This is a genomic window from Oscillibacter sp. (assembly GCF_032060045.1).
Classification (GTDB): Bacteria; Bacillota; Clostridia; order Oscillospirales; family Oscillospiraceae; genus Oscillibacter.
In genome coordinates this window covers 46,063-67,890 of sequence record NZ_DAMBZJ010000005.1, presented here as the reverse complement: position 1 = coordinate 67,890, position 21,828 = coordinate 46,063, and the positions used below count along the sequence as shown (strand labels likewise).

General features: G+C 56.3%; 17 protein-coding genes. 8 read left to right on the top strand and 9 right to left on the bottom strand.

Annotated elements, in window-relative coordinates; all coding sequences use genetic code 11:
• Positions 1–337: 337 nt before the first annotated feature.
• Complete coding sequence (locus tag RT018_RS03475) at positions 338–574, top strand: helix-turn-helix transcriptional regulator (RefSeq protein ID WP_312939305.1); 237 nt, start codon at positions 338–340, stop codon at positions 572–574.
• 146 nt (positions 575–720) lie between these two features.
• On the opposite strand, the gene RT018_RS03470 is transcribed toward RT018_RS03475, so the two are convergent.
• Genes RT018_RS03470 through rsxC form a run of 6 tightly spaced genes read right to left on the bottom strand, consistent with a single transcriptional unit; the run spans position 721 to position 5,885 of the window.
• A complete protein-coding gene (locus RT018_RS03470; protein ID WP_312939303.1) occupies positions 721–1,623 on the bottom strand; it encodes an RnfABCDGE type electron transport complex subunit B in 903 nt (300 codons plus the stop codon).
• A gap of 12 nt (positions 1,624–1,635) precedes the next feature.
• Complete coding sequence (rsxA, locus tag RT018_RS03465) at positions 1,636–2,220, bottom strand: electron transport complex subunit RsxA (RefSeq protein ID WP_312939302.1); 585 nt, start codon at positions 2,218–2,220, stop codon at positions 1,636–1,638.
• A 3-nt stretch (positions 2,221–2,223) separates the two neighbouring features.
• On the bottom strand, positions 2,224–2,838 hold the full coding sequence (gene rsxE / locus RT018_RS03460; RefSeq protein ID WP_312939300.1) for an electron transport complex subunit RsxE: 615 nt from the start codon (positions 2,836–2,838) through the stop codon (positions 2,224–2,226).
• A gap of 18 nt (positions 2,839–2,856) precedes the next feature.
• Positions 2,857–3,492, bottom strand: coding sequence for an FMN-binding protein (locus RT018_RS03455; protein WP_312939298.1), 636 nt, complete (start codon positions 3,490–3,492; stop codon positions 2,857–2,859).
• Entirely contained in the window at positions 3,489–4,508 is a 1,020-nt protein-coding gene (locus RT018_RS03450) for an RnfABCDGE type electron transport complex subunit D (RefSeq protein WP_312939295.1), read from the bottom strand. The genes RT018_RS03455 and RT018_RS03450 overlap by 4 nt, the downstream gene beginning before the upstream one ends.
• 3 nt (positions 4,509–4,511) lie before the next feature.
• Positions 4,512–5,885, bottom strand: coding sequence for an electron transport complex subunit RsxC (gene rsxC / locus RT018_RS03445; protein ID WP_312939407.1), 1,374 nt, complete (start codon positions 5,883–5,885; stop codon positions 4,512–4,514).
• A gap of 289 nt (positions 5,886–6,174) precedes the next feature.
• On the opposite strand from rsxC, the gene RT018_RS03440 reads away from it, so the two are divergent.
• Complete coding sequence (locus RT018_RS03440; RefSeq protein WP_312939293.1) at positions 6,175–6,993, top strand: DUF975 family protein; 819 nt, start codon at positions 6,175–6,177, stop codon at positions 6,991–6,993.
• Between the two features lie 139 nt (positions 6,994–7,132).
• Here RT018_RS03440 and RT018_RS03435 read toward each other — a convergent pair whose 3' ends face one another.
• The 3 genes from RT018_RS03435 to RT018_RS03425 form a co-directional block, all read right to left on the bottom strand.
• Positions 7,133–8,161 (bottom strand): putative ABC transporter permease, encoded by a 1,029-nt coding sequence (locus RT018_RS03435; protein ID WP_312939290.1) that lies wholly within the window; start codon positions 8,159–8,161, stop codon positions 7,133–7,135.
• 242 nt (positions 8,162–8,403) lie between these two features.
• Complete coding sequence (locus RT018_RS03430; protein ID WP_312939288.1) at positions 8,404–11,424, bottom strand: S-layer homology domain-containing protein; 3,021 nt, start codon at positions 11,422–11,424, stop codon at positions 8,404–8,406.
• A gap of 226 nt (positions 11,425–11,650) precedes the next feature.
• Positions 11,651–13,171 (bottom strand): 4Fe-4S dicluster domain-containing protein, encoded by a 1,521-nt coding sequence (locus tag RT018_RS03425; protein WP_312939285.1) that lies wholly within the window; start codon positions 13,169–13,171, stop codon positions 11,651–11,653.
• Between the two features lie 389 nt (positions 13,172–13,560).
• On the opposite strand from RT018_RS03425, the gene RT018_RS03420 reads away from it, so the two are divergent.
• The 6 genes from RT018_RS03420 to RT018_RS03395 all read left to right on the top strand — a co-directional run bounded on the left by RT018_RS03420 (position 13,561) and on the right by RT018_RS03395 (position 21,826).
• Positions 13,561–14,598, top strand: a complete 1,038-nt coding sequence (locus RT018_RS03420) for a DUF4340 domain-containing protein (protein ID WP_312939284.1) — start codon at positions 13,561–13,563, stop codon at positions 14,596–14,598.
• 83 nt (positions 14,599–14,681) lie between these two features.
• Positions 14,682–15,368, top strand: coding sequence for a response regulator transcription factor (locus RT018_RS03415; protein ID WP_312939282.1), 687 nt, complete (start codon positions 14,682–14,684; stop codon positions 15,366–15,368).
• Positions 15,365–16,585, top strand: a complete 1,221-nt coding sequence (locus RT018_RS03410) for a HAMP domain-containing sensor histidine kinase (RefSeq protein WP_312939280.1) — start codon at positions 15,365–15,367, stop codon at positions 16,583–16,585. The genes RT018_RS03415 and RT018_RS03410 overlap by 4 nt, the downstream gene beginning before the upstream one ends.
• Positions 16,586–16,724: 139 nt before the next feature.
• A complete protein-coding gene (spoVAC, locus tag RT018_RS03405; RefSeq protein ID WP_312939279.1) occupies positions 16,725–17,162 on the top strand; it encodes a stage V sporulation protein AC in 438 nt (145 codons plus the stop codon).
• Positions 17,163–17,514: 352 nt separating this feature from the next.
• Entirely contained in the window at positions 17,515–19,500 is a 1,986-nt protein-coding gene (locus tag RT018_RS03400; protein WP_312939277.1) for a toprim domain-containing protein, read from the top strand.
• Between the two features lie 82 nt (positions 19,501–19,582).
• Positions 19,583–21,826: a DNA gyrase subunit A gene (locus RT018_RS03395; RefSeq protein ID WP_312939275.1), complete on the top strand. Its 2,244-nt coding sequence runs from the start codon at positions 19,583–19,585 to the stop codon at positions 21,824–21,826.
• Positions 21,827–21,828: the final 2 nt, after the last annotated feature.

Genomic DNA, 21,828 nt, shown 5'->3' with positions numbered 1-21,828 from the left:
GCAAATACCCCGCGGCGTCCCGCCATTGCGATGCGGAATACGCCTCCTGCGAAAACTCCAGCGCCACTCTCACCGCACTGCGCTGAAAACTCTTTTCCCGCAAATCAGATAGATAATTGCAGCCTACGCGCTTTGCCAGCATCTCTAAAAGCCCCTCTTCCTTCGGCATAACCTCACCCCTCGCCAAAAGTGTATTTATTTATTCTAATAATACTATATTACTCGCTAAAAGTAAATAATATTATTCTATTGGTCTGTAACGCAGCATCCTTTGTTTTGATAACATTAAGAACAAATAGGAAAAAATCCTAATTTGCGTAGGAGGGAGGGATACCGCTTGCGGGAAAAATATCGGCAAAACTACCGGCTTCTGGGGCTGAGAATTGCTTATTACAGGAAGGTTCGGGGCTACACGCAGGAGCAGCTGGCGGAAATGATCGGCAAAAGCTGGTCGTTTCTCAGCCAGATTGAGGCCAACAACGGAGCGAGGCTGAAGGGACTTTCTCTGGAAACGCTTTTTTCCATCGCCGAAGCGCTGCAGGTTCCGGCAGGGCGCCTGTTTGATCAGGACTGAAGTCCGGATTGTCTAGACAATCTCGCACGATTATTTATGGCTACCCCTTTCATCCCAGATATCTGGCACACTGGGGCAGCAAAAAGGCAGGCCCAAATCGAACGATTTGGGCCTGCCTTTTCTTATGACAGAGTGTTTTGAAAATCTTACGCGTTGGGAGCAGGAGCAGCAGTCTGCGCAGCGGCGGCAGCCTCAGCAGCGGCTTTGGCCTTGTCGGCCTGCGCCTTTTTAACAGCCTTGTACTTCTCCTTCTCCTCAGGTGTTGCGATGGGCAAAATGCAGTCACGCGGGCAGACCTTGGTGCACATCTTGCAGTTAATGCACTTGTCATAGTCAATCGCGGCCACATTGTTGGTCACATGGATCGCGTCCTTTTTGCACTCCTTCTCGCAAAGGCCGCAGCCAATGCAGGAGTTGGCGCACACGCTCATGGCCACTTTGCCCTTATCTTGATTGATACAGGCCACATGGACCTTCTTGGACACAGGGACAGAGATAATCAGCTTGCGGGGGCAGGCGGTGGCGCAGGCCATGCAGTCGGTGCACTTCGCAGGGTCCACCACGGCGCAGCCGTTGGGCGCGATGTGCATGGCATCGAACTGGCAGGCAGTCACACAGGAGCCAAAGCCCAGACAGCCGAACCCACACTCCAGCGGACCGGCGGCCACCTTCATGGCAGAAACGCAGTCCAGTACGCCGCGGTATTCAAAGCGCTTTTTCGCGGCGGTTCCGCCGTTGCAGCGGACAAAGGCCACTTCCTTTTCGGCACCACTGGATTCCACGCCCATAATGGCAGCAATTTTCTCCGCACACGCCGCGCCACCCACAGGGCAGGCATTGACGGGCGCGCTGCCGTCCAAAATGTGACCCGCGCAGTCGGAGCAGCCGGCATAGCCGCAGCCGCCGCAGTTCGCGCCGGGCAGGGCATCCAAAATTTCAGGTAGCCTGGGATCGGTTTTTACCGCGAAGACAATGGACGCCACAGCCAAAATGACAGCGAATACAGCACCCAGAATTCCCAGAACTAAAATGGCAAAGACAATATTCATGATTTCTCCTCCTTAACCGAAGACGTTCGCACCGGAGAAGCCCATGAACGCCAGTGCCATCAGGCCAGCGGTAACCAGCGCAAGAGGGAACCCCTCAAAGGCTTTGGGCGGTTCAGCGAACACAAGACGCTCCCGGATACTGGCAAACAGCACAATAGCCAGCAAAAAGCCCAGACCGCCGGTAATGCCATACACCACGGACTCAATAAAATTGTAGCCGTTCTGCACATTCAGCAGGGCAACGCCCAGCACGGCGCAGTTGGTGGTAATCAAGGGCAGGTAGATACCCAGCGCAGTGTATAGAGCAGGGAGGGATTTCTGAAGAAACATCTCCACAAACTGCACCAGCGAAGCGATAATTAGAATGAACGCCACAGTCTGCATGTACTCCAGATGCAGGGGAACCAGCAGGTACTCATTGGCGAGCCATGTGAATGCAGACGCAAGGCCCATAACAAACGTAACGGCCACGCCCATGCCCACGGCGGTGTCAATTTTCTTAGAAACACCCATGAAGGGGCAGATGCCAAGGAACTGTGCAAAAATGAAGTTATTGACCAGAATGGCGCCCAGCGCAATGGAAAAGATCTCTTTCATGGCTTACTTTTCCTCCTTTGCAGCCTTTTTGGGCCGGTTCAGCGCCCACTGCATGGCGGCGATCAAAACGCCCAGCACCAGGAAGCCGCCCACGGGCAGCGTCAGCACACCAATGGTCTGATAGCTAGCGGGCATAATGCGGATGCCAGCCAAGGTGCCTGCACCCAGCAGCTCGCGGATAATGCACATAGCCAGCAGCACCAGCGTGTAGCCAACGCCCTGAAACACGCCATCCATAGCAGAGGCGGCAATTCCTTCCTTGGAGGCGAAACCCTCTGCACGGCCCAGAATAATGCAGTTCACCACGATCAATGGTATAAAGACGCCCAGAGACTCGGCAATGTCCGGCAAAAACGCCTGCAGCAGCAGGTCCACGCAGGTAACAAAGCCAGCGATGACCACGATGTACATGGCAATCCGGATTTTATTGGGAACGATCTTCCGGATTGCAGAAATCACGACGTTGGAAGCGGTCAGGATAATCAGCACGGACACGCCCATGCCAAGACCGTTCATAACCGAGGTAGTAATTGCCATGGTAGAGCACAAACCCAGAAGCTGCACCAGCACGGGGTTGTTGGTAATGACGCCCTCTTTCAACTGTTTACCGATGTTCATTGTTCAACTCCCCCTTTCTCAGCCCATTGCGGCCGTCACGGCCAGAGCGCCGTTGACACCGCTGGTGACGCCCTTGGTGGACACGGTGGCTCCGGTAATGGCGTCCACATTGCTGCCAACCGCCAGAGCGCCATCCGCATTACTCATGCCGACAAACTGCTCCAAAACGCCCACGCCGCTGCCCGGCAGCGGATTGTTGTCCATCACCTTCGTGCCGATGCCGGAGGTTTCGGCATGAGAGACGATGGATACACCGGTGACGCTTTCTTCCGCGTCCACGCCCACCATCATTACGATGGTGCCCTGAGAGCCACTGGCAGACATCTTCACGGCATAGCCCGCGTCGGCCCCATCAGACCCGGTAACCTGATAAATCTCCGTCACCTTGGTCTTATAGTTCGCTGCCTCGGCGATCATTTCGTCGGTAATCGTCAGCGGCTCGGAAAAAGTGCTGTTGGGATCGGCCACCACAGCGGACATAGCCGCCACGGTCTTGGCCTTGTTGGCTGCGGTGATATTGGGTTCGGTCACCTGATTGACAAGGCCCAGCAGTCCCGCCACGATGATGCAGGTGATGGCTAGGGTAAACGTCAGCACCAAAATGTACATGGGGTCCATCGTAATTTTTTCTTTGCTTTTCACTTGTTCGCTCATTTCGAAGCCGCCTCCTTCTTATCGGATTTGACGACGCCGAAGCGCTGAGGCTTCACATATTTGTCGATGAGGGCCGTGAGCAAGTTCATGATCAAAATAGAGTAGCACACACCCTCGTTATAGGAGCCGAAATAGCGGATAAACACGGTAATCAGGCCGCAGCCGATGCCATAGATCAGCTGACCTTTGCCGGTGACAGGAGAGGTCGCGTAATCGGTCGCCATGAAAAACGCGCCCAGCAGCAGTCCGCCGCCCAGCAGGTTGAACATCATCCACGTAAACGCATCGTTCCCACGGGGGAAAATCAGCGTCAGGACCACCACGGTGGCAATGTAGCTCAGCGGGGTCTGCCAGGAGATGACCTTGCGGGCCAGCAGGTAAATGCCGCCAGCAATGAGCATCAGAGCGGAAATCTCGCCGATGGAACCACCGATGCGCCCTAAAAACATGTCCGTCATGGTGATGCCGCTGTCCAGCAGTCCCTGCAAATTATTGGTGTGGAGATAAGCCATGGGGGTGGCGGCCGTCACGGTGTCGGCGGTGGAGCCGAACAGGTGAGAGGAGGCCTGATACTTCGCCCAGGTCGTCATGTTCCCGGCGAAAGAGGCCACCATTATGGCACGGCCCACCAAAGCCGGGTTTACAAAGTTCTTGCCAATGCCACCGAAAAGTTGCTTGGCAACCACGATGGAGAAAAAGCTGCCCACAAACAGCGCAAAATAGGTCACGCCCACGGGGCAGACAAACGCCAGCAGCATACCCGTGACCACTGCCGAAAGATCGCCCACGGCCTGATTTTTTTTCATCAGCTTGCGGTATACCCATTCCCATGCCATACAGAAAATCACGCTGGCGCAGGTCACAGCCAGCGCTCGAAGGCCAAATGCCCAAACGGCGTAAACCAAGGCGGGCAGCATGGCAATAATCACATCCAGCATAATGGAGCGGGTATTTTCCGCGGCGCGGATATGGGGAGAAGACGTGGCGATCAGCTTTAGATTTTTATAGTCGGTCATCTCTCACGCCTCCTTCTTCTCAGTTTTGTCCGCTAATGCGGCGGCCTTTTCGGCGGCTACCTTATCGGCGGCCGCTTTATCCTTCACCAGCTGCTTGCCGGTTTTAAACATATGCGTCAAATGAATCCGGGCGGGGCAGATGTAAGAGCATGCGCCGCATTCCATGCAGTCCATAATGTTGGCGGCGTTCAGCTCCTCGGTCATTCCCTTGGAGGCATACTGATACATGAACAGAGGCTCCAGATTCACCGGGCAGGCGGAAACACACTTGCCACAGCGAATGCATTGGGGATGCTCCACGGTCTGCTCTTCGTTTTCGCAAAACGCCAAAACGGCGCCAGTACCCTTGGCCACCGGAATGTCCGCGGTGTACTGTGCCATGCCCATCATGGGGCCGCCGGCGATCAGCTTATATGTACCGTCCTTCAGTCCCCCGCAGGCGTCCAGCAGGTTTGCCACGGGTGTCCCGATGGGGCACTCCAGATTCTTCGGGTCAATCACGCCGGAGCCGGAGACTGTAACCACCTTGGACACCACGGGAAGCCCCTGCGTAATGGCCCGATAGATGGCACAGGTGGTGTTGATGTTGAACACGGCGCAGCCAATGGCGGAGGGCAGCCCTCCCGGAGGAACCTGCTTGCCGGTAACAGCCTGACAGAGCTGCTTTTCACCGCCCTGAGGGTAACGGCAGCGCAAAGACTCCACCATCACAGGAGCATGCTTTTCCGCAATAACTCTGTTCATGGCGTCAATTCCGTTGCGCTTGTTGTCCTCCACGCCGATGACAACTTTATCCACGCCAAACATTTTAGCCAGATAAATCGCGCCTCCGATAATTTCCTCGGGGCGCTCCAGCATGGCGCGATGGTCGCCTGTGATGTAGGGCTCACACTCCGCGCCGTTGATGATCACGGTGTCAACCTTGCCGATACCGCCGGAAATCTTCACATGGGTGGGGAAGGTTGCTCCGCCCATACCGACGATGCCGGCTTCCTTGACGATCTCCACCATTTCGTCAACGGTCAATGCGCTGGGGTCGGTGGGGGCTTTGATTTCTTCGCTCAGCTCATTTTTCATGTCGTTTTCGATCACGATGGCGGTCATGTTGCCCCCCATGGAATAGGGACGGGGCTCCACGGCTTTAACCGTGCCGGAAACGCTGGCGTGAATCGGTGCGCCCAAGCCGCGGAATTCTCCGATTTTCTGGCCGACCTTCACATGGTCGCCCGCCTTGACAAGGGGGGCACACGGAGCGCCGAAGTGCATGGACATGGGAATGACCACCTCAGCCGGTGGTGCCAGTTGTTCGATGGCCTTTTCATTGGTGGCGGCCTTCATATCATGGGGATGAACACCGCCGAAAAACGCTTGTGCCATTGTTTTCACCTCATTTTTCTCCTGGTTAGAGCGTTAAAGGTTGCTCTGCCACATACTGCGCATTATTCTACACCAAAAATGAATAATTGTCCAGACTGTTCGCACTGGTTTTCTCAGAAAATTGTTCTTTTTTTAACGAATATTGTATATCCTTTTCGTGTGGGCCAATGGGGTCTTGCCAAGCTTTCCCATGCATGATACACTGATAAAAAGGTGCGCGGTGCTTTCATCCGCGCCCTTGTAATAATGTGGTTTGCCTCCGGTATCCGGCGGCACGAAAGGAGTTTTTATGGCAGAACAGATAGACCGGCCTGCAATAAAAGCCGGGGTAAAGGAGATGCTTCGCTCCGCGCAGGTAAGTCCCAAGGGATTTGTGGGACTGTACCTTCTGACGATTCTGGCCCTGAACATGGTGGACACTCTGGCCAGCAGCGGCAGCCCTGTGGCTTACGGCAACCCGCTGGGGAGCTTTGTCAGCATCCTGACCTCTCTTCTGGGCGTTGTCTTACAAGTCGGCTTTATTCTCTACTGCATGGATATCCGGCGGGGAATCCGGTCCGGATATCTTACGCTGTTTGACGGTTTTTCCTTTGCGGGACGGGTGATCGGACTTGCTATTTTAAGGGTGTTTTTTGTCTTCCTCTGGTCGCTTTTGTTTCTTATCCCCGGCATTGTGGCCATCTATCGCTACCGGTTTGCTTATTTGAATCTCTGTGAAAATCCGGAACTGGGCTGCATGGACGCGCTGGAGCTGAGCAAGAAGCAAACAGCAGGCTATAAGGGCCAGCTCTTTATGCTGGATCTGAGCTATCTGGGCTGGGGGCTTTTGGCTTCTTTCCCCTTCAGTTTTTGGGCATCTCAGATCTCTTACCGGTCCACCTACTCCATCATAATGGGAGAGGCTTACATCACACCGTCTCTGGGAAGCGTCTTGGTGATAAAACTTCTTCTTTCACTGTGGGCCTTGGCAGTAGAGATTTTTTACATTCCCGTTTTTCAATGCGCAGAACTGGAATACTACGAAATCGCCAAGCGCACCAGCGGCGTATATCCCATTTCCGTTGCAGATCGGCAAGAGTCGGGCGATGAGGACAGCGGCCTGCTTTGAACCTTAACAACAAGCGTTGAACTTTTTGCAGCACAAAGGCCGGAGCGTACATGTACGCTCCGGCCTTTTCTTTTCGTAACAATCATGGACGTGGGCCCATAAGCGGCAAACGCAAACAGAGCATGGGAAATATGTCCCCTCAGTCCTCGTCGGTCCCCTCCAGACGGCGGAGGTTTTCCATTGCCTCGGGATATTGCCGCGCGGCGGCGGAGGGATTGCCCCGCAGAATACGCAAAGACTGGCGATAAGTTTTCACAGTTCTGGCCCGAACAGCCTCCTGCCGCGCCCGCAGTTTCCTCACCGCCTCGTCCAGCTCCGCCAGTTTCCCGGCGGACAGGCCGTTTTCGCCCATCAGCCGGTCCCGGCAGGCTTCGGCGGAAGCGGCCACGTTCTCCAGCGCGTTCAATGTGGCATCTGACAGCGTTCGCAGCGTCTCGGCCAGACGTTGCTCCCGCCGCTGCTTCCGCTCCGCCCGACCTTTGGCTCGCTTTTGCCGCCCTTCTCTCAGCCGGCTTTGCAGCAAAATGCGCTCCACCTGCGTTTTATCCCTGAATTTTTGCAGATCCTCCTCCGCAAAAGCGGAGATAATCTCCATCCGCCGGGCAAGGCGGCGCAGTTCCTCGTTTTCCTCCGTAAGCTTTTCCAGCATGGCGCGCAGATCCAGCGCGGCCTGTACGGAGCGCACCACGTCCACGGTAAACCCAGCCACCAGTGCCAACGTCAGCGGCGTGGCAAACGCGACGGGAATGGACAACACGAGTCGCGCAATGGGAGGATGGATCACCTTCACCAGCAAAATGGAGAAAAAGCCCCAGGCAATGCTGCTGGAAAGACAGATATATCCGTTCACATGGAACCTTTGGCTGGAATAGTCCCAATAACGCACCTTGAACAGCCGCTCCATCGCCGCGCCTGTGATGTATTCCAGCAATGTGGCCGCCACTGCGCCACTCAAGTACAATAGCGCCAGGTGGTTTCGCACCGGTAGCGTAAACAGCAAAATCAAAATAGCACCGGAGCCATAAATGGGCAGCACCGGCCCGTGGAGAAAGCCCCGGTTAATCCATCTGCGCCGCCGCGCCGAGACATAGCACGACTCCCAGACCCAGCCGCACAAGCAGTAGAAAAAAAACAATAGGACCCACTGGTCCGCCGTATAAGCGCGCAAAAAGCTTCCTCCTTTCGGTAATTGTCTCGTCAGTCTACTCCAATCCTGCGAAAAAATCAACCGAACAATTTTTAACATTCATCCCATCCGACAAGGTTTTATTAATTTTTTCTCCTTTTCTTTAAAAACGTCTTTCCATTCGGAGCAAAAAACACAAAGCAACGGGCCCCGGGGAACTTGATTCCCCGGGGCCCGTTATTTTGATTTCTCCCGTTTCGCCGCGATATTCTCTTACACGGTCTTTACAGCAGGTTATAAAGAATCTTCGCCATCTGTCCGCGTGTAATGGAGGTGCTGGGACGGAACGCGCCATTTTCATAGCCGCTGATGACCTTCTGGGCAGTCATGGTCTGAATGTAATAGGCGGCGTATGCAGGGATGGAGGCGGCATCCTTAAAGGTGAGTGCCGCCTGGGCATAACCCTTCTGCTGGGTCCGGCCAATCATCGTTGCCGCCTGGGCGCGGGTAAGACTTGCACCGGGGTTAAAATAAATCTTTCCATTCTTCTCAGACCCGGTAAGAATCCCCATGGAGTACAGCGTTTTCACCGCTGTGCGGGCATACTCGCCAATGTCCCCTGCGTCCGCGAAGGGAAGGTCGTTTGCTTCATATCCGCTTCCGTCCAAGCCCAGATAGCGGTAGAGCATCACAGCAAATTGCTGGCGGGTAATAGACGTGTTGGGGCGGAAGGTCCCATCCTCATAGCCTGTGGTAATCCCGGTGGTTTTCAACCAGTCCACGTAAGTCCCGGCCCAATAGCCGACGGTATCACCGAACTGTGTCTCGCCACCGGTGGCGGCAATGTCGCAGGATGCACGACCAATATTGCCGGAGGCGTCCCGTGCGGTGACAGTGACGCGGTGGGCATAGGTGTCGCTCACGGGCAGCGAAGCGGTCAGAGTACCCTTCGCCGGGTCATAGGTGAAGGCTACGGCCTTGCCGTCCATGGTGACGGACACGCCGCTCTGGGCAGGGAATTTGTCGGCCGCATCAGTAATCGTTGCGGTAAGGCTGGTTCCGGAGAGGGTGGCCTGCACTTCAGGGGGCGCGGTGTCCACCACGTTGTTATAGGAGGCCACAAACTGATCCAGATACAGCGTGCCGGAAGCGGCGGTCGCGGTGCCATCGGCGTTGATTCCCGAGGTTAGCTTGAATCCGGCCAACGTGGCGGTCCCCGTAGGCAGAGCAACCGTAATCTGCTTCCAGCCGGTAAAGTCCACACTGCCTGCAGGAGTTTCCACGGTGTTTGCCCCATCGGAGGTCAAAACAGTTAGCGCATTCCCGGACTTGTCGCCATACAGCCAGAAGCTCATCTGTGTATAGGCGCTGCCGATGGAATAGGGCACAGCGAAGAGAATCGAGGAGGTTCCGTCCGCGCCGATCGTGTAGTTCACGGCGGCGGAAGCCCGGCCGTATTTCACCAAATTCATGTCAGTGACGCGGGAAATCGTCGCCCCGTAGCTGAAACTAGAAAGCTCCGGCGCGGTGGTTTCAAAGTCCTCCACCGTGGCAAGGGCAATGTGAGAAACATTCACCTGTACCGTGGCCGTCTTTCCCCCGGCGGAAACCGTCAGGGTGCCAGATCCGGGGGAACCGGCGGTAAACTTCCCGGTCTTGTCCACCGCGCCGATGTCGCCGGTGACGGCCCAGGTAAAGGCCTCCGGGTCTGCCTTCAAGGCCAGATGCCGATAAACGGCGGAGGCCGTGAGGGTTGTGACGCTGCCGGGTGCCACGGTCAGCGTGGTGACGGCAGTGGCGCCGTTTTTCACGGAGATCGCGTCCGGCGTGGTGACGGCGTGGACCTTGGCTGAGCCGGACTGTCCACCGCCCGTGGCGGTGACAGTGACCTCTCCGCCGGCGGTCGGAGTGGTCAGGACGCCGTTTTCAACTTCCCCAGCGCTAATGCTGAGGGTATAGCTTCCGCCGCTCATGGGAATGTAATTGGTATCTACAGCGGCAGCAGTCACCTTGACCTTGCTGCCCGCCAGCACATAGCTGTTGTCGGTAGAAACATAGAAATGGTCCAGTTGCCCGCTGGGCTGGCTGGGTGCCACCAGAAAAATCTGATTGCTCACGGCCCGCTCACTGCCGCCGGAAGGACGGTTGACCGTTTTTGCGTTCAATGCGTCCGGCTGGGTGGTGGTAAAAGTGGTGGATCCGCCGCCGTCCAGACACAGGGCGGTGACGCAGCCAAGCTCAATCAGCCGCTGAGCCACCTGCGTCATGGATGCACCCACAGAATACCCGGACCTGCGCCCATCGATGGTGTAGAACACCAGCGTCCCGTCGGCCTTCTGGCCCACGGCGGTGCGAGGGTTCACGTCGGTGGGAAGACCGGAAACCACGCTGCCGCCCTGCACCAGCGCGTACAGCGCGCCCACGGCGTACTGCACATCCGTCCACTCAGTGGAGGCCGGTGCAGCGGTAACGCTGATGGTTGCTCCGACGGGAATGTTTTTCATGGCGTTCAAGGCATAGGCGTCCGCCTGATTGTTGACGGACAAAACCACCTTCCCCTGCGGAACGGCGGTGCCCGCCGCGTCGGCAAGCACACTGTCCACCGTCAGCACCAGCGGACTGCCGTTTAAGGCCAGAGAGCCGCTTTGAACCGTGCACACCACATCCACCCCCGGCTCTGAGGTGCCGGTGGTGTGTTTGGAGTTAAATTCGTAAGTATAGAGGTATATCCCGGCGCCGGAAACCCGGGCCTTGTTGACGGCGGTAAGCTGGCGCACCACCCGCGCGGGAAAGTCGCCATTGTCCAACATTTCATAGCCAAGGTCGGCAGTGACCTTCACGGCGGGCTTGCCCAGCACGGCGGAGCCATCCTGTCGGAATCCGATGGCCCAATAGCCACCGTCGGAGCTTTTCAGCTCTCCCTGCGCCGCCACTATGCCGATCGGAAGGCCGTTGTTCACATTGTAAAAATCGCCGTTCAGGCCCGCCACCACGCGGTAGCCCTGACTCTCCAGCGCTTGCGCGGCGGAGGAGACGGTGTTGCAGGATGTGAGTACGCTGCCATAGCTCACCATAGGCGTTGCGGAGGAGCCGGGCCTATATGTAATCAGGTTTTCCACCCGCATATCGTTGTAGGCGGTGCTCCAGAACACATTGGTGGACAATTGCGTATCCCGGTGCACGGGGACATCCTTTTGAAGCAGGTCCTCGCCCAGCGCGGCAGACGCCGCGGCGGGAACTGTCAGCGCACACAGCAAAGATGCTGCCAAAACGCTGGAAAAAATGCGGCGCAGGTAGTTTTTCATAACGACGTTCATTCCTCCATAATCTCTTCAAATATTGTTAAACTCATTTATTTATAACGCTTTCAGGATACCACGCCTTGAAAAGAATGTAAATCCCGCGTAGACCCTTTCTTCCATGCAATCTTTGGAAGCCATGCCGAACGGGCTCTATTGTAAAGACGTACCGGAACGGAAAAAGTTGCAGGCCGCCGGAAAGTTTGTAAACTTTCCGGCGGCCGCTGGGGATTTATTCCTTTGTATCGCTCAACCGTTCCTTTAGGGGGCTGTCCAGCGCGTTTTGAACGGCCGCGCCATCCTTATATTTCTGGACAGCGGCAGCGGTTTCCCGCACCGGGGCGATGGTTCCCGCACCGGCGACACAGCCGCCGGGACAAGCCATGCCCTCCAGCAGATAACCGTCCCGTTTTCCGGCCTTTGCAAGAGTAAGCATCTTGCGGCACTCCCGCAATCCGTCGCCATAGTCAATCAGCATCTCCCGCTCCGGGTCAATGCGCTTCACGGCTTCTACCACCGCGGCGGCCACGCCGCCGCCCACTGCGAAGCCCCGGCCTGCGCCGGTTGCCACGGTGAAATCGTCCGCCGGGTCTTCGGGAAGCTGGGAAAAGTCAATTTCCTTGGCGTCAAACATGCCCTGAAGCTCCTCAAAAGTCAGCACATAGTCCACGTCGGACCGGACGGATTTGCGGTTGGCCTCCAGCTTTTTCGCGGCACAGGGGCCGATAAAGCAGATGCGCGCGCCGGGATGTTCCTTTTTCACCATCCGGGCGGTAATCACCATGGGGGTCAGGGCCATGGAGATATAATCCTTAAAATCCGGGAACAGCTTTTTTGCCATCATGCTCCACGCGGGGCAGCAGGAGGTACCCATAAAGGGCTGCTCTGCCGGAACCTTCTCCAAAAAGTCCTCCGCTTCCTCAATGGTGCACAAATCCGCGCCCACGGCCACCTCTACCACGTCGGCAAAGCCGCAGCGGCGCATGGCGGCCTTCAGCTTTGCCGGAGAGGCGCCCTTTCCAAACTGGTTTACAAAGGCGGGAGCCACGCAGGCGATCACCTCGTCGTGGCGCTTCATGGCATGAATAATCTGAAAAATCTGGCTCTTGTCCGCGATGGCGGCAAAGGGGCAGTTTACCAGACACATGCCGCAGGAGACGCACTTGTCATAGTTAATTTTAGCCCGGCCCCGCTCATCGGATTCGATGGCGTCCATCCCGCAGGCGGCGGCGCAGGGCCGCTCCAAATTGCTGATGGCATGATAGGGACATTGATTGACGCAGCGGCCACACTTAATGCACTTGCTCTGGTCAATGTGGGAGTGCTTCATCTCGTCAAAATAAATCGCGTCCCTGGGGCAGACCGCCTGGCAGGGATGCGACATGCAACCCTGACAGCTGTCCGTCACCCGAATCCGCTTGGTGGGACACGCGTTGCAGGCAAATGAAATTACGTTTACCAGCGGTTCTTCAAAAAATTTGTCGTCCGCCGCCGCCGCTTCCTCAATGCCCTCGCTGGCAGGAGCCCGCACATCCACGGGCTGAATCGGCAGCCCGCAGGCCAGCCGTACGCGCTCCTGTACAATGGCCCGGGCCAAGAAGACGTTGCTTCGATACTGAGAATCTTCTCCAGGGACAATCGTATAAGGAATTAAGTCAACACGGGAATAGTCCCCGCCCTCATAGGCAATTTTTGCCACCTCTGTAAACACGTTTCGCCGGATATCATCTACGGCGCTGTGAATGCCACGCACTGTTCTTTCCTCCAAATGTTCGTCGTTTGTTTTGATCTTTCCTCGCGTGCACTAGATTATACAGGAGCAATCAACCAACTGCAAGTGAAAAGTCTGACAATGTGGCTGAAATACTCTGAAAACCTGATGAAACTTGTGCAGCTTTTTTGATGTTCGCTTGTCCGCGCGTTTTAATCATGCTTTTTGGGGGAAAACGGAAGAAAATTTTACTATCTGCACAATTAAAAATTCAGCTTCCCTTAAGGAATTTTTACTATTGTGTTTATGATAAAAAGCCAGTTGGCTTGGCGCAGATTGACCTGACGGTCACAAAGCTTTATAATAGGTGCATTCATAGGCTCTGTCCGCCGTATTGGCGGCGCAAGCTCCGAAAAGAAAGGGGTTCCCCCATGAACAAAAGACACAGACGGACGCTTCTGCTCTTGCTCCTTACCGCAGCGGTGCTGACGGCGGCGGTGCTGGCAGTACGCTCCACGAAAACCCGCCGGAGTCAGGAAGGACTCGGGTCTTCCGGCTCCACCTCCGGCATGATGAGCGAAAGCGCGTCCTATAAGGCAATTTCCTACCACAACGGCAGCGCCACGCTATCCTTCGCCCTGAATAAAGAAGGCGCGTGGTACTGGACCGACGATCCGGACTTTCCGCTGAATCAGGACTATCTCATTCAAATGGCGAACACGCTTTCCACGCTGAAGCCTCAGCAGACCATCACCGACGGAGCCGCGCCTGAGGATTATGGCCTTTCAGAGCCCTCCCGGACCCTGAGTGCCACCGCGTCCAACGGGCAGCTCACCACATTGGCTTTGGGCAACGCCACCTCCGACGGAAACAGCTACTATATGCTGATGAACGATTGGGAAACGACTCTCTTTATTATTTCCAACGAGCTGGTCAAGGAGATGTCCGTGGGAATTTATGACATGTTTCTTCTCCCTTCGCTTCCGACTCTGACGGAGGACCGGCTGGGAACGGTCACCCTGACAGGAGCCGTGACAACTGAGCTTTCCGCCTTCCGCGCCCAGACCCAGACCGCCGAAAGCGGGGAAGAGGCCACCCCCGAAGATGGAGGCAGCGTCACATGGCTGTGCGGCGGAGCGGACGTGACCGCGGACGAGCAGGTGCAGCGCGTGCTGACTCAGCTAACCACGCTGGAACTAGATGCATGCGTGGACTACCGTCCCTCCCACGGGGCAGCTGCCCTGTGCGGCTTTGACGCACCCACCGCCACCGTCACAGTGAACTACACCGGCGACGGCAACACCGCCCAGACACTGACGTTGTGCGTGGGCAATCCGGTGCTGACGGGCGACGGGCAGTACGTCCGGGTGAACGACGACACCACTATTTACCGCATGTCAGCGGACAAGCTGGACGCGCTGCTGGCAGTGGCCAAAAGCGGACTGGACACCGCCACCTCCGAAAACTGAGGGCTTCTTTTCGCAATCCGACAGCCGCGAAAGACGTGGGGCTGTTCGTCCGGTTTTTGATTTTTTAGGAAGGGGGCTTTTCCATGCGCGTGTTGATTGTGGAGGATGAGGTGCGCCTTGCCGCGACGTTGCGCGATCTGCTGGAATTAAACGGCTACACCGCCGACGTGAGCCACGATGGGGAAAGCGGGCTTGACAACGCCCTTACCTCTATTTACGACGTAATTTTGCTGGACGTAATGCTGCCCAAGCTCAGCGGCTTTGAGGTACTCCGCCGTCTGCGGGGAGAGGGGAGTGCCACCCCCGTGCTGATGCTTACCGCCCGTTCGGAGTTGGATGACCGGGTACGAGGGCTGGACAGCGGCGCGGATTATTACCTTACAAAGCCCTTTGAACCCAAAGAGCTGCTGGCCGCCATCCGTGCGTTGACCCGCCGGACTCCCGAGCTGCGGGACACCGCCACCCTGACCTGCGGCGATTTGAAGTTGGAGCAGTCCACCTTCACGCTCTCCTGCGCGGAGCGGTCCGTGCGACTGAGCCGCAAGGAATTTGATATGCTGGAAATGCTGATGCTGAATCAGGGGCTGGTGCTTACTAAGGAAAAGCTACTGCTGAAGGTCTGGGGTTACGAGTCCGACGCGGAGGACAACAATGTAGAGGTCTATATCTCTTTTCTACGCCGGAAGCTTCAGCATCTGCGCTCCACGGCAAAAATCATCACCCTGCGCATGGCGGGCTACAGCCTGATTCCTGAGGAGGAGACGCCATGATCCGAAGGCTCAGGCTTCAGGTGGTAGCGGTTTGTATGCTGCTGGTGACGGCGGTTTTGGGCGGCGCATTCTTTTTTATGTACACCGCCGCAAGAAACAACATCCGCGACAGCACGCAGGAGCTTTTGCGCCGGGTCGTTGTCCAGGACCCCCGAGTGGAGCGGGGACAGACCGGAATCATCATTGGCGGGGATCAAGTACAGCTCCCCTATTTTACCGTGGAGGTATGGGGAAACACCATCTATGTCACCGGCGGAACCTATTCTAACCTTGAAAACACCGAAACTCTGCGGGACATTCTGCAAAGCTGCATGGAACAGGAGCAGGAAACTGGAAATATCCCGGCCTACAACCTTCGTTATTTGCGGGTGAACAGCGGATTTTTCCAGCGCATTGCCTTTGTGGACGTTTCTATGGAAACCGCGTCGCTGCGCTCCATGGTCCGCTCCACACTGCAAATCGGCACGGCGGCTTTGCTGGTGCTGCTGGGAATTTCCGTCCTGCTGGCCCAGCTGGTCACCCGCCCGGTAGGGCGGGCGTGGGACCAGCAGCGCCAGTTTTTGTCCGACGCCTCCCACGAGCTGAAAACCCCCCTGACAGTGATCCTCTCCAACGCAGAGCTGCTGGACGACGTTCCTCTGGAGGAGCGACCTGCCCGCTGGGCGGACAACATTCTTTCCGAGGCGCGGCAGATGCGTTCCCTTGTAGAGGAGATGCTGATTTTGGCGCGAGCCGACAGTCTGGTCCGCAGCGGCGTATTTTCCGAGGTTTCCCTCTCCGACGCGACCACGGACTGCGCTCTTCTTTTCGAGCCGGTGGCCTTTGACGCGGGAAAAACCCTGGACTACGAGAGCGTCGACCCGGACGTGCTTGTCACCGGCGACGCGGACCGGCTGAAGCAGGCCATTTCCATTTTGCTGGACAACGCCATCAAATATGGCGCGGAGGGGACAAGCATTGCCCTTGCGCTTCGAAAAACGGACCGCCAGGCAAGGCTTCAGGTGGCAAATCAGGGACCGCCCATTCCGCCGGAGCAGCTTCGCCGCCTGTTTGAGCGGTTTTACCGGGCGGACGCCTCCCGGGGAGAGAAATCCGGCTTCGGCCTTGGGCTTTCCATTGCCCAAAGCATTGCCGCAGAGCACAAGGGAACCTTGCGGGCCGAGTCGGACGAAACTTCCACCCGTTTTATTCTTACGTTTCCTCTACTTCGGAAATAACGGCTTGCTTTGCGTGTTTGCGCGCCCGGATTCTGGGCGCGCAGACGTATTTTTTATCCGTGTTCTTTCTTGCTTAGAAACGAGCGCATAATTTTTTCTTTTGGGGAAATCCTACCGAAAACAACATCGGAGGCGGCTTATGGATATCACTCCAAAGGAATATGCGCAGCTTGTCAAGCAGGAATCAAAAAAATCCCCCATCGTGAAAAACACCATTCTGGCCTTTATCATCGGCGGACTGATTTGTGTGGTTGGCCAGCTTATTTTAGACGGCTGGTCCGCAGCCGGCCTTGACAAGGAGGACGCGGGCACCGCCACCTCCTGCACGCTGGTGTTTCTCTCCGCCCTGTTTACAGGGCTGAACCTTTATAGCAAACTGGCGAAATACGCCGGAGCAGGCACACTGGTCCCCATCACCGGCTTTGCAAACGCCGTGGTTTCCCCTGCCATCGACTTTCGTAGCGAGGGCTTTGTCACCGGCATGGCAGCAAAAATGTTTCTGGTGGCAGGGCCGGTGATTGTATTTGGCACGCTGGCCTCCGCCATTTACGGCGTGGTGCTGATGCTTTTGAAGTAAACCCGGAAACCCCCTGCACTCCAACGGAATACGAAAAAAAGCAAGCCGCCGCAGCGGAGAGCGGCGGCTCTTTTTTCCTGTTTGGACGGTGGGAATTTGATGGGTATTTTCCGGCGGCTTTTGACGTTTACATAACAGTGTGGAAAACCCGGTGGAAAATGTGCAAAACCCAGAAACGCAGGTCAATTCCCAAGGTGACAGACAAATTATGAAAAAGTTGGCTCCGGAACATTTCCGCCCAAATGCGCAATTTAGGACGAACATTTTCCGCATTTACCCCAGTCTTGAATTTTTTAACAGCGTATGGTACGATAATCCCGAATCAGAGGACAAAACGGAAAGGAAACAGGCAATGGCGTCAAAAAAGGACTATGGCAACGAAAGCATCTCCTCTTTGAAGGGCGCGGATCGGGTGCGCAAGCGCCCCGGCGTGATTTTTGGGTCCGACGGGCTGGAGGGCTGCGAACACGCAGTATTTGAGATTTTATCCAACGCCATCGACGAGGCCCGGGAGGGCCACGGCAGCCTCATCACCGTCACGTCATATAAGGACGGCTCCATCGAGGTGGAGGATCAGGGCCGTGGCTGCCCGGTGGACTGGAACGAGAAGGAGAACCGCTGGAACTGGGAGTTGGTATTTTGCGAACTGTACGCCGGCGGAAAATATGACAACAACACCGGCGACAACTATGAATACTCTTTGGGGCTGAACGGTCTTGGCTCCTGCGCCACCCAATATGCCTCCAAATATATGGACGTGACCGTCCGGCGGGACGGGAAAAAATACACCCTGCACTTCGAGCAGGGCGAAAACGTGGGCGGCCTCCACGAGGCGCCTTCTGACCGAGGTAAGAAAACCGGCACCACCATTCGGTGGCTGCCGGATTTGGACGTGTTTACGGACACCGCCATTCCCGCGGAATACTTTACCGACGTGTTGAAACGACAAGCCGTGGTAAACGCGGGCGTTTCGTTCCGCTTCCGCCGCGAAATGGAGACGGGAAAGTTTGTGACGGAGGACTTCGTCTATCAAAACGGTATTGTGGACTATGTGACGGAGCTGGCGGGGGAGGGAAGCCTCACCGCCCCCGTATTCTGGGAGACGGAGCGCCGGGGCCGGGACCGGGCGGACAAGCCTGAATACAAGGTAAAGCTCAGCGCGGCCTGCTGCTTTTCAAACCGGGTGAACGTCACCGAGCACTATCACAACTCCAGCTGGCTGGAGCATGGCGGCAGCCCGGAAAAGGCGGCCAAGTCCGCCTTTGTCTCAGCGCTGGACCAGTATCTCAAACAAAACAGCAAGTACCAGAAAAACGAGAGCAAAATCACCTGGGCGGACATTGAAGACTGTCTGGTGCTGGTGTCCAACAACTTTTCCACCGCCACCAGCTATGAAAATCAGACGAAAAAGGCCATCACCAACAAGTTTGTACAGGAGGCCATGACGGAATTTCTGCGGAGCAATCTGGAGATTTACTTTATCGAAAACCCCTTTGACGCAGAGAAAATTGCCGAGCAGGTGCTCATCAACAAACGCAGCCGGGAGAGCGCGGAAAAGGCCCGGCTGAACATCAAGAAAAAGCTCTCGGGCAGCATCGACATCGCCAACCGGGTGGATAAATTCGTGGACTGCCGCTCTAGGGATGTGTCCCGCCGGGAAATTTACATTGTGGAGGGTGACTCCGCTCTGGGCAGCGTGAAAATGGGCCGGGATGCGGAGTATCAGGGCATCATGCCCGTACGGGGCAAGATTTTAAACTGCCTGAAGGCAGACTATGCCCGAATATTTAAAAGTGAAATTATCACCGACCTGATGAAGGTGCTGGGCTGCGGAATCGAGGTCAAGGACAAGCACGTAAAGGATTTGGCGGAGTTTGATCTTGGGAATCTCCGGTGGAACAAGGTGGTCATCTGCACCGATGGCGACGTGGACGGCTTTCAGATCCGCACCTTGATTCTCACCATGCTCTACCGCCTTACCCCCACGCTGATTCGCAAGGGGTACGTCTATATCGCGGAAACTCCTCTCTTTGAAATTCACAGTGGGGAAAAGACCTGGTTTGCCTACTCCGACAAGGAGAAGAACGATATTGTCCGGGATTTGTCCGGAAAGAAAATGAAGGTGGACCGGTCCAAGGGTCTGGGCGAAAACGACCCCGAGATGATGTGGCTGACCACTATGAACCCCGAAACCCGGCGGCTTATCCGGGTTCAGCCCTCCGACTTTGACGAGACAGCCCGGGTGTTTGATCTCCTGCTGGGGGACAACCTTCAGGGCCGGAAGGAGCACATCGCGGAAAACGGCTTTAAATATCTGGAAGTGGCGGATATATCCTGACGGACTTGCCAATTTTTGCGCCCACGCCACACCACACCACAAGAAAGCAGGCGGCGTCCGCCGCAAATGAGGATTGATACGAATGCCAAAAAAGAAAATTCCGGAGGACGCAGTCTCCCGGGAAGCAAACCCCAACGTCCTTGGCCTGCATGCCGCGGTGGAAGACCAGCCCATCGTGGACACGCTGGAAGTCAACTATATGCCCTACGCCATGAGCGTCATTGTCTCCCGGGCTATCCCGGAGATCGATGGGTTCAAGCCCTCTCACCGAAAGCTCTTATACACCATGTACAAAATGGGGCTTTTGAACGGCGGGCGAACCAAGTCCGCCAACATCGTGGGCCAGACCATGCGCCTCAACCCCCACGGAGACGGACCCATCTACGAGACAATGGTGCGTCTCAGCGCAGGCTACGGCGCGCTGCTGACTCCTTTTGTGGACTCCAAGGGCAACTTCGGCAAGGTCTATTCCCGGGACATGGCCTATGCCGCCAGCCGATACACCGAGGCCAAACTGTCGGCCATTTGCTCCGAACTTTTCCGGGACATCGACAGCGACGCGGTGGACTTTATTGACAACTACGACAACACCATGAAAGAGCCCGCACTGCTGCCCACCACCTTTCCCAACATTCTGGTGTCCGCCAACAGCGGCATCGCCGTGGGTATGGCGTCCCAGTTCTGCGGGTTCAATTTAAAAGAGGTGTGCGACACCACTGCCGCTTATCTCAAAAATCCGGACTGCGCCCTGACGGATACCCTTCTTGCCCCGGATTTTCCCACCGGCGGAGAGCTGATCTGCGAGCCGGCGGTGCTGGAGGAGATTTACCGCACCGGCCGGGGCGGCGTGAAGGTCCGGGCAAAATGGCGCTACGTCAAGGCCGAAAATCTGATTGAGATTTACGAAATTCCATACTCCACCAGCATCGAGGCAATTTTGGACAAGGTGGCGGAGCTGATCAAGGCCGGGAAGATCAAGGAAATTTCCGACATGCGGGACGAGACGGACCGCACCGGCCTGAAGCTTACCATTGACTTGAAGCGCGGCACAGACCCGGACCGGCTGATGGCCCGGCTCTTCAAAATGACTTCCCTGCAGGATACCTGCAGCTGCAACTTCAACGTACTCATCGCCGGAATGCCAAAGGTTTTGGGCGTGCGGGCGCTGCTGGAGGAGTGGTGCGCCTGGCGGCGGGAGTCCGTCCGCCGGAGAGTGTTCTTTGTTCTGGGCAAGAAAAGGGAAAAGCTGCACCTGCTCAAAGGTCTGCGCCGGATTCTGCTGGACATTGACAAAGCCATTAAAATTATCCGGGAAACGACCGAGGAGTCTGAGGTCATCCCCAACCTGATGATTGGCTTCGGCATCGACCAAATTCAGGCAGAATATGTGGCGGAAATTCGTCTGCGGAACATCAACAAGGAGTATATTTTAAAGCGGGTGCAGGAAACCGACGCCTTGCAGGACGAGATTACGGATTTGGAGGACCTGCTGGAAAGCCCCCCGCGCATCAAGAAAATCATTATTGACGAGCTGGACGAGGTGGCGAAGAAGTACGGCCAGCCCCGCCGCACCACGCTTATTTACGGCCACGAGGTGGAAAACTTCCGCGAGGAAGAGCAGGTGGAGGATTACCCGGTGAGCGTGTTCCTCTCCCGGGAGGGGTACTTCAAAAAGATTATTCCTGCCTCTCTGCGGATGAACAGCGAGCAGAAATTCAAGGACGGAGACGCGCTGCGCCAGACTTTTGAAACCACCAACGCGTCGGAAATTATGTTCTTCACCGACAAATGTCAGGTCTACAAATGCCGCATCAACGACTTTGAAGACGCCAAGGCCAGCGTTTTGGGGGATTATCTTCCTTCGAAACTGGGGATGGACGGGGAGGAAAGCCCGGTCTTTGCCTGCCTGCCCGGGGAATATACGGGTGCGCTGCTGTTCTTTTTTGAAAACGGAAAGGCAGCCCGGGTAAATCTTTCGGCCTATCAGACGACATCCAATCGACGAAAGTTGACGGGCGCCTATTCCGACAAGTCGCCCCTGTCCTCCATTCTGCGGCTGGACAAGGAGGAGGAGTTGGCGGTTTATTCCAGCGAGCCGCGGGTTTTGATTTTCAACACCGCGCTGCTTTCTCCAAAAACCACGCGCTCCACTCAAGGCGTCGCGGTGATGACCATGAAGCCCAAGTACCACTTGGAACGGGCGGTTTTGCTGGAAGAAAGCGCCGTCGTGAATCACAGCCGCTATCGCGTGCGGGCAGTGCCCGCCGCCGGGTCGCTGCTTCGGGAGGAGGACTGCGAGGAAAAGCAGTTGGGTCTGCTGGACTGATA